An 8,858-nucleotide genomic window follows, 5' to 3' on the forward strand; every position below is an offset into this window, starting at 1 on the left:
GCGTGTCCGAGACCCGAGTCCCCGCCCCCGCACCCGGCTCGCACTGTTCGAGCTGCGGGACACGCTACGGAGACGGCGTCTCCGGCTGGCCCCGCACCTGCCCGGCCTGCGGCACCACGGCCTACCGCAACCCGCTGCCGGTGGCGGTCGCCCTCCAGCCCGTGTACGACACCCAGGGCACCGCCCTGGTCGTCATCACCCGCACCGTCACCCCCGCGCGGGGCGGCATCGCACTGCCCGGCGGCTTCGTCGACGACCGGGAGGACTGGCGGCGGGCCGTGGTCCGCGAACTCAAGGAGGAGACGGGCATCGACGCGTCGAGCCGCGGGGTACGGCTCGCCGACGCCATGAGCTCACCCGACGGCCACCTGCTGCTCTTCGGACTCCTCCCCGAGCGCCCCGCCCACGGGCTCCCGACGTCCACCGCCACGAACGAGACCGAGGGATGGCACCTGCTGCGCAGGGCGGAGGACCTCGCCTTCCCCCTCCACACCCGCGCCGTCCGGGCCTGGTTCGAGGGCCGCTACGCCTGAACCGCGCCCGGCGCGCCCTGCGCGAGCCCGCGGACCCGCACCGGGCAGGACGGCTCGGCCACGCCGCCCCCCGTCTCCCGCTCCACGACCACCCGCGGCCCGTCCCCACGCGAGACGTACCGCTCGATCTCCGGTTCCACCCAGCCGTCGCCCGCGTCCGGCACCACCAGCCCGCCTCCGGTCCGCCCCCGCTCGGGCGCCCACACCTCCAACGCCGGCCCGCCGTCCTCACCGCGCACCGGAATCACCGCTCCCGCGCGCGCCAGCACCGGAATCCGCTCCGGCGGAGCCTCCAGGACAACCTGCCCGGGCCCCTCGTACGCCCGCTCCGTCGCCACGTCGTACCACCGCCCCCGCGGCAACCGCACCGCCCGCCGGTCCGCCCCCGGCTCCAGCACCGGGGCCACCAGCAGACAGTCGCCCAGCAGGAAGGCGTCCTCGCAGTCCCGCAGCGCCCGCTCCTCCGGCGACGACCACCACAGCGGTCGTACGTACGGCGCACCCGTCCGACGGGCCAGATGCGCCAGGGTCACGAAGTACGGCAGCAGCCGCCGCCGCTCGACGAGCGCCACGCGCGCGTGCTCCAGCACCTCGGGACCGAACTCCCACACCTGCCCGCCCCCCGCCCGCGACCCTCCGTAGGTCCGGAACAGCGGCAGGTACGCCGCCAACTGGAGCCACCGCAGATACAACTCCGGCGACGGCCTCCCGCCCACCCCGCCCACGTCCGTCCCCGCGTACGGCACCCCGCACAGCCCGAGCCCCATCACCAGCGACAGCGAGGCGCGCAACCCCGGCCACCCCGTGGCCACCGCCCCCGACCACGCTCCGCCGTAACGCTGCATGCCCGCCCACCCGGAGCGCGAGAAGACGAACGGACGCTCCTCGGGGGCCAGGGCCCGCACCCCCTCGAAGGCGGCCCGAGCCATGCACAGCGCGTACACGTTGTGACCCTCGCGGTGGTCGCCGCCCCGGCCCTCCAGCGCGTGCAGCGCCGAAAGCGGCAGCGCCGACCCGCCGCAATCGGCCGACGAGGTGGGCTCGTCGAGGTCGTGCCAGAACCCTCCGAACCCCTGCCCGAGCCGCTCCTCGTGGAGTCCGCCCCACCAGGCACGCGCACCCGCGTGCGTGAAGTCCGGAAAGACCACGTCACCCTCGCGCGCCACACCCCGTGTCACCGGCCCCGCGGCGCTCCGCACGAAGAAGTCCGCGGCCGTCCCCCTCTCGTACACCGCGCCGCCGGGCGCGACCGGCACCGAGGGAACGACGGCCGACACCAGCCGGACGCCGTCCCGGCGCAGTTCCTCGGCGAGAACGGGCAGTTTCGGGTACCGCTCCTCGTCCACGGTGAACGGCTCGTGGGCAGCGAGGTGACCGATGCCCAGATGCACCGCGTCGAGCGGCAGATCACGCTCCTGGTGATCGATGACGGCACGCCGTACCTCCTGCTCGTCACCGGCACCCGACCGCGCGTGATGGTGACCGAGCGCCCACGCCGGCGGCAGCGCCGGCGCCCCGGTCAGCGAGGCCCAGGCCAGCAGCACGCGCGCGGGGGTCCCCACCACCACCCAGCACCGCAGCGGCCCCCCGTCCATGCGCAGCACGCTCCGCCCGGGCCGGTCGTGCCCCGACCCGGCCCCCTCCTGCCCCTCCCGCAGCGTCACGGTGCCGTCCCACGAACTGTCGTGGAACACCAGATGCGTGCCCGCGTCGGCCACCACCAACTGCACCGGCATCGTGAGGGACGACGGGCCGTCGCACGGTGCGAGAGGCCGGCCGGGAGCGGTGTTCCACAGCCGGTACGTGCCCTCCCGCAGCCGCGGCCCCACAGCCCGGCCGCCGAGCCCGAAGAACCGGGCGTCCGCCGCCACCTCCGACCGCTGCGCCCAACGCGCCGGACCGCCCCCGGCCGGCTCCCACCAGCGAGGCGGCAGCTCACGGCGGAGCACGACCCCTCCGGGCGTACGGACCTCGACCGCGCCGTGCCGGGACACGACCACCGTCGCCCGCTCGGCCACCACCCGCCAGCCGCCGTCCTTGTCCGGCTCCAGCACCGCCCGCGGATCCGGCTCCGGACAGTGACCCGTCAACGCGTACGACGGCTCCGGCCCGGCGCCGTCCCAGCCCCAGAACACGGCACCGTTCACCGCGACGCGGACCTGCAGCTCCGAGCGACCGAACCAGAGGACTCCGCCGCCGGGACCCGGCTCCACCTCGCGCACCGGCCCGGGCACCCGCGCACGCTCCGCACCCCGGGGCGGCAGCCCCACCGCGTCGGCACGACGTCTGCGCCAGGCCGCCCGAACGGTACGCAACCCCTGCGCCGCCCCCGCAGAACCGACCGCTTTCATCGAACGCACCAGGTCACGACCGTCCATGCTGCTCACCCTGCCACCGATCAGCGCCCGCGCGGGTGTCGTTCAACTGCCGTTCACCCGTGACCGCACCACATCTTCATGACGCCGACTATGTGGGGCACGCCCTGGTGTGGAAGTCGATCACATGGCATCGTCCGTGTCAGCCGCGTCACGCGCACACCCCAGCCCGTGCGCGGAAGGACGCACACGACGCGCAGAGTCCGGGAGCCGCCCCATGTCGACCGTGAACCCGCAGCCGCTCTGGCAGCCAGATCCCCAGCGCATCGCCCAGGCACGGATCACCCGCTTCCAGACCTGGGCCGCCGAACACCACGGCGGGCCCGCGGAAGGCGGCTACACCGCCCTGCACCGCTGGTCCGTCGAGGAACTGGACACCTTCTGGAAAGCCGTCACGGAGTGGTTCGACGTCCGCTTCACGAGCCCCTACGCGCGCGTGCTGGACGACCGCTCCATGCCCGGCGCCCGGTGGTTCCCCGGCGCCACGCTCAACTACGCCGAGCACGCCCTGCGCGCGGCCGCCACCCGAGCGGACGAACCGGCACTCCTCCACGTCGACGAGACCCAGGAACCCAGTCCCGTCTCCTGGACCGAGCTGCGCCGCCAGGTCGGCTCCCTCGCCGCCGAACTGCGCACCCTCGGCGTACGCCCGGGCGACCGCGTCAGCGGCTATCTCCCGAACATCCCGCAGGCCGTCGTCGCCCTCCTCGCCACCGCCGCGGTCGGGGGAGTCTGGACCTCCTGCGCCCCCGACTTCGGCGCCCGCAGCGTCCTCGACCGCTTCCAGCAGGTCGAACCCGTCGTCCTGTTCACCGTGGACGGCTACCGCTACGGCGGCAAGGAACACGACCGCCGCGACACCGTGGCCGAACTCCGCCGCGAGCTGCCCACCCTGCGCGCCGTCGTCCACATCCCGCTCCTCGGCAGCAAGGCCCCGGAAGGCGCTCTCGACTGGGAGACCCTGACGGCCGCGGACACGGAACCCGTCTTTGAGCAGGTGCCCTTCGACCACCCCCTGTGGGTGCTCTACTCCTCCGGCACCACCGGTCTGCCCAAGGCCATCGTCCAGTCGCAGGGCGGCATCCTCGTCGAGCACCTCAAGCAGCTCGGCCTGCACTGCGACCTCGGCCCCGAGGACCGGTTCTTCTGGTACACGTCGACCGGCTGGATGATGTGGAACTTCCTCGTCTCCGGCCTGCTCACCGGCACCACGATCGTCCTCTACGACGGCAGCCCCGGCCACCCCGACACGGGAGCCCAGTGGCGCATCGCCGAACGCACCGGGGCCACGCTCTTCGGCACCTCCGCCGCCTACGTCATGGCCTGCCGCAAGGCCGGCGTCCACCCTGCCCGCGACCACGACCTCTCCCGCATCCAGTGCGTCGCCACCACCGGCTCCCCGCTCCCGCCCGACGGCTTCCGCTGGCTGCACGACGAGTTCGCCGAGAGCGGGGCGGACCTGTGGATCGCCTCCGTCAGCGGCGGCACCGACGTGTGCTCCTGCTTCGCGGGCGCCGTCCCCACCCTCCCGGTGCACATCGGCGAGCTCCAGGCCCCCGGCCTCGGCACCGACCTGCAGTCCTGGGACCCGGACGGCAACCCCCTGACCGACGAGGTCGGCGAGCTCGTCGTCACCAACCCCATGCCCTCGATGCCGATCCGCTTCTGGAACGACCCCGACGGCAGCCGCTACCACGACAGCTACTTCGACACCTACCCCGGCGTCTGGCGGCACGGCGACTGGATCACCCTCACCGGCCGCGGGTCCGTCGTCATCCACGGCCGCTCCGACTCCACCCTCAACCGGCAGGGCGTCCGCATGGGCTCGGCCGACATCTACGAGGCCGTCGAGCGCCTGCCCGAGATCAGGGAATCCCTCGTCATCGGCGTCGAGCAGCCCGACGGCGGCTACTGGATGCCGCTCTTCGTCCACCTCGCCCCCGGCGCCGTCCTCGACGAGGCCCTGCTCGACCGCATCAAGCGGACCATCCGCGAACAGCTCTCCCCGCGCCACGTGCCCGACGAGGTCATCGAGGTGCCCGGCGTCCCGCACACCCTGACCGGCAAACGCATCGAGGTCCCCGTCAAGCGCCTCCTCCAGGGCACCCCGCTCGACAAGGCCGTCAACCCCGGCTCGATCGACAACCTCGACCTGCTCCACTTCTACGAGGACCTCGCCCGCAAACGCCCCTGACCAGGCCAAACCACGTCACGGACAAGCCGGTCGCCCCGAACGGCGGCCGGCTCACCGCTCCGCCCCGACGTCACTGTCAGTGCCTCCGATTACTGTGAGTGAGCATTGATCGCTGCGCACAGGGGGAGAAAATGGCGCACACCGACCAGACCACACGACGCGTCCTGCGGCGGGAGATCGCCGGCACCATCGGCCTGCTCGCCGACGAGCACGACTTCCGCGCCATGCGGCGCTACCGCAGCTTCACCTTCGACGACCACCCGACCTACCTGCGGCAGGTGGAAGCCCTGCTCAGGGCACGCGCCGCACAGGGCACCCACACCACGGTCGCCCTCTTCGACCCGGAGGAGTACGCCGACTTCTGCGCGGTGTCCGACCTGGACCCCGACGCACCCGCCAGCCGCACCCGCTTCACCGCCGAGCTGGCCGCCGACGGCCCCACCGTCGCGTACGAGGGCCAGCCCCTCGCGGACCTCCTCCCGGCCCTCGTCGAGGCAGCCGTCCGCCAGGCCACCTGGGAGTACGCGTCCACCCTCCTCGCCCGCCTCGGCAGCTGCGCCACCTGCGGCGAATACCTCGGCCGCGCCGCCTTCGCCCGGGCCTCACGCCTCCTGCGCCGCGTCCTCGAGACGGCCCCACCGGGCGACCGGCATCTCGTCTGCAGCGTCTCCGGCGCCCCGGAGACACTGACCTCGGTCCTCCACGCCGACGAGGACCTCGACGGCACTCCGCACGTCGACGAGGCCGAGGCCCTCGAATTCACCGGCGTCCTCGCCCTGGGCCTCGCCACGCACAGCCCCGGCGGCCTGGTCATGCGCGTCAGCACCGCCGGCAAACCCGACCGCATCCACGGCTGGCGCCTGCGCGGATACGGACTCGAACCGCTCACCGCGGGCGAGGTCTTCGACGCCTACTGCACCGACGTCGAATCGGGCGACCTCATCTCCCCGGAGTCCAACGTCGACTACTGCGCGCCGCCCGACCTCGGAGACGACGACCTGCCACCGGGACACCACCACTGACGGCAGCGGGGCGCCCCACCTGAAGGTGGAACGCCCCGCACTCCGGCCACGACGGCGGCTCGTCCGGCTGCTACTCGCCGGACAGCACCGCCTGAGCGGCGCCGCGCGCCTCCTCGGCACTGTCCGCCGCCCGGGCGGCGGCCGCGGCACGCTCGCACTGCGCCAGCGTGAACTTCGCCAGCGTCGCCCGCACGTACGGAAGCGACGCGGCGCCCATCGAGAGGGAGGTGACGCCCAGGCCGGTCAGCACACACGCCAGCAGCGGATCGGACGCCGCCTCACCGCAGACACCGCAGCTCTTGCCCTCGGCCTTCGCCGCCTCGGCGGACAGCGCGACCAGGTCGAGCAGCGCCGGCTGCCAGGGGTCCTGCAACCGGGACACCGCGCCCACCTGCCGGTCGGCGGCGAAGGTGTACTGAGCGAGGTCGTTCGTGCCCAGCGACAGGAACTCGACCTCCTGGAGCACCGAGCGTGCCCGCAGAGCGGCCGACGGGATCTCCACCATGGCGCCGAACTTGGCCCGCAGCCCTGCCTCGCGGCACGCGTCCGCGAACGCCTTGGCGTCGGCACGGTCCGCCACCATCGGGGCCATGACCTCGAGGTACACGGGCAGGCCCTCGGCCGCCTTCGCCAGCGCGGTCAGCTGCGTGCGCAGCACGTCCGGGTGGTCGAGCAGCGTCCGCAACCCGCGCACGCCCAACGCGGGGTTCGGCTCGTCGCCCGGGGTCAGGAAGTCCAGCGGCTTGTCCGCCCCGGCGTCCAGCACCCGCACCACGACCCGGCCCTCGGGGAACGCCTCCAGCACCTGCCGGTAGGCGGTGACCTGCTTCTCCTCCGACGGCGCGTTCTTGCTGTCGTCGAGGAAGAGGAACTCGGTACGGAAGAGGCCGACACCCTCGGCCCCCGCCTCGACCGCCGCGGGCACGTCCGCGGGGCCGCCGATGTTCGCGAGCAGCGGCACCTTGTGGCCGTCCGAGGTCGCCCCCGGCCCGGTCGACGCGGCCAGGGCGGCCTTGCGCTCGGCGGCCTCCGCCGTCAGCCTCGCCCTGTTCTCCTCGCTCGGGTTCACGAAGATCTCGCCGGTGCTCCCGTCCACGGCGACGACCGTGCCCTCGGGAAGCTCCCCGGCACCGGGGAGGGCCACCACGGCCGGCACACCGAGCGCTCGAGCGAGGATCGCGCTGTGGCTGGTCGGCCCGCCCTCCTCGGTGACGAAGCCGAGGACGAGAGTGGGGTCCAGCAGCGCCGTGTCCGCGGGTGCCAGGTCCCGCGCGATGAGGACGTACGGCTCGTCGCTGTCGGGGACACCGGGCATCGGCACCCCGAGCAGACGGGCGACGATACGATTCCGCACGTCGTCGAGATCGGCCACCCGCCCGGCCAGGTACTCACCGGCACCGGCCAGCAGGGCGCGGTAGGCGGCGAAGGCGTCGTACACGGCACGCTCGGCCGTGCTGCCGACGGCGATCCGCCGCTCGACGTCGGCCATCAGCTCGGGGTCCTGCGCCATCATGGCCTGGGCCTCGAGCACCGCCTGGGCCTCGCCCCCCGCCAGGTTGCCGCGCGCCATCAGGTCGGCCGCCACAGCCTCCACCGCCTTGCGGGCGCGCCCCTGCTCGCGCTCCGCGTCCTCGGCCGGAATCTGCTTGGCCGGCGGTTCGAGCACCGCCGTTCCCATGTGCCGAACCTCGCCGATCGCCACCCCGTGGCTCACGCCGACGCCTCGCAGCGTTGTCTCCATCTCACCCGTCCCGATAGTGCGGCGGGTCCCGCCGCCGCGGTGGTTGTCCCAGCGGCCGTCTGCGACGGCGCTGCCGTCACTTCCAGAGGAAGAGGCTCTCGCCGGCCTTCACTTCCCCGTCCTCACGCAGCTCGGTGAGAGCCTCGGCCGTCGCCTCCAGGGCCACGATCGGACAGATCGGGGACTTGCCCGCGGCCTCGACGGCGGCCGGGTCCCAGCGCACCACGCTCTGACCGCGCACGACCGTGTCGCCCTTGTTCACCAGCAGCTCGAAACCCTCGCCGTTGAGCTGCACCGTGTCGATGCCGAGGTGGGTGAGCACACCGTGTCCGCTGTCGTCGACGACTACGAAGGCGTGCGGGTGCAGAGAGACGATGACCCCGTCAACGGGAGCGACGGCCTCGGAGGGCTCCCGAACGGGGTCGATGGCGGTACCCGGGCCGACCATGGCCCCGGAGAAGACGGGGTCCGGCACTGCGGCCAGTCCGATGGCACGTCCTGCGAGCGGGGACGAGACGGTGGTCATGGGAAGCCTCCCAGGGGCGGAGATGTATACGGGCCGTCACTACCTGTCCCGGACGGCGCACTGTGCAGCAGGGTATGTCATAGGAAGTACCGGTTCCGCATGAGTGTTCCGATTAGAGGTCTAGACCACAGTCCCCACGGATTTGCACCCGTTCCGCGACTCCGTGTACAGTCGTTACTCCTGCTTGAGGTTGAGCGATGCAAGCGCGTCCTCGCCCCGGCAGTACCCAACTCTTCAGATCCTATCGCTGGATCGCCTTCTGCATGCTCGCAGGACGGTGGTCAGAAGCACCGGGAAACGCTGGTAGAGTTGGGAACACCGAAAGGGAAGCGCCCGGAGGAAAACCCGAACGAAGCATTTCGGGTGAGTACGAAGGAAGCGTCCGTTCCTTGAGAACTCAACAGCGTGCCAAAAGTCAACGCCAGATATGTTGATACCCCGACCTGATCGGATCTCCGATGAGGTTG

General features: G+C 72.6%; 6 protein-coding genes. 3 read left to right on the forward strand and 3 right to left on the reverse strand.

What is annotated here, in order from left to right; genetic code table 11:
• The first annotated feature begins 2 nt into the window (after nt 1–2).
• Nucleotides 3–533, forward strand: a complete 531-nt coding sequence (locus AC07FV_RS23380) for an NUDIX domain-containing protein (protein ID WP_479089238.1) — start codon at nt 3–5, stop codon at nt 531–533.
• Here AC07FV_RS23380 and AC07FV_RS23385 read toward each other — a convergent pair.
• Nucleotides 524–2,911 carry a glycoside hydrolase family 31 protein gene (locus AC07FV_RS23385; protein ID WP_479089239.1) on the reverse strand — a complete coding sequence of 796 codons (2,388 nt, stop codon included), beginning with the start codon at nt 2,909–2,911 and terminating at the stop codon, nt 524–526. The two genes, AC07FV_RS23380 and AC07FV_RS23385, sit on opposite strands and share 10 nt — an antisense overlap.
• 214 nt (nt 2,912–3,125) lie before the next feature.
• Between AC07FV_RS23385 and AC07FV_RS23390 the strand changes: the two genes are divergently transcribed.
• Both AC07FV_RS23390 and AC07FV_RS23395 read left to right on the forward strand, forming a co-directional pair.
• Nucleotides 3,126–5,102, forward strand: coding sequence for an acetoacetate--CoA ligase (locus tag AC07FV_RS23390; RefSeq protein WP_479089240.1), 1,977 nt, complete (start codon nt 3,126–3,128; stop codon nt 5,100–5,102).
• Nucleotides 5,103–5,233: 131 nt separating this feature from the next.
• Nucleotides 5,234–6,124 (forward strand): hypothetical protein, encoded by an 891-nt coding sequence (locus AC07FV_RS23395; protein ID WP_479089241.1) that lies wholly within the window; start codon nt 5,234–5,236, stop codon nt 6,122–6,124.
• Nucleotides 6,125–6,194: 70 nt separating this feature from the next.
• On the opposite strand, the gene ptsP is transcribed toward AC07FV_RS23395, so the two are convergent.
• Both ptsP and AC07FV_RS23405 read right to left on the reverse strand, forming a co-directional pair.
• Complete coding sequence (gene ptsP, locus AC07FV_RS23400; RefSeq protein ID WP_479089242.1) at nt 6,195–7,865, reverse strand: phosphoenolpyruvate--protein phosphotransferase; 1,671 nt, start codon at nt 7,863–7,865, stop codon at nt 6,195–6,197.
• A 76-nt stretch (nt 7,866–7,941) separates the two neighbouring features.
• On the reverse strand, nt 7,942–8,391 hold the full coding sequence (locus AC07FV_RS23405; protein WP_479089243.1) for a PTS sugar transporter subunit IIA: 450 nt from the start codon (nt 8,389–8,391) through the stop codon (nt 7,942–7,944).
• Between the last annotated feature and the right edge of the window lie 467 nt (nt 8,392–8,858).

It is taken from the genome of Streptomyces sp. NPDC045956 (assembly GCF_056430705.1).

Bases quoted from the DNA above. Each gene is read 5' to 3' on its own strand.
- ptsP (WP_479089242.1), bottom strand. From the start codon at position 7,865: ATGGAGACAACGCTGCGAGGCGTCGGCGTGAGCCACGGGGTGGCGATC.
- AC07FV_RS23405 (WP_479089243.1), bottom strand. From the start codon at position 8,391: ATGACCACCGTCTCGTCCCCGCTCGCAGGACGTGCCATCGGACTGGCC.
- AC07FV_RS23390 (WP_479089240.1), top strand. From the start codon at position 3,126: ATGTCGACCGTGAACCCGCAGCCGCTCTGGCAGCCAGATCCCCAGCGC.
- AC07FV_RS23385 (WP_479089239.1), bottom strand. From the start codon at position 2,911: ATGGACGGTCGTGACCTGGTGCGTTCGATGAAAGCGGTCGGTTCTGCG.
- AC07FV_RS23395 (WP_479089241.1), top strand. From the start codon at position 5,234: ATGGCGCACACCGACCAGACCACACGACGCGTCCTGCGGCGGGAGATC.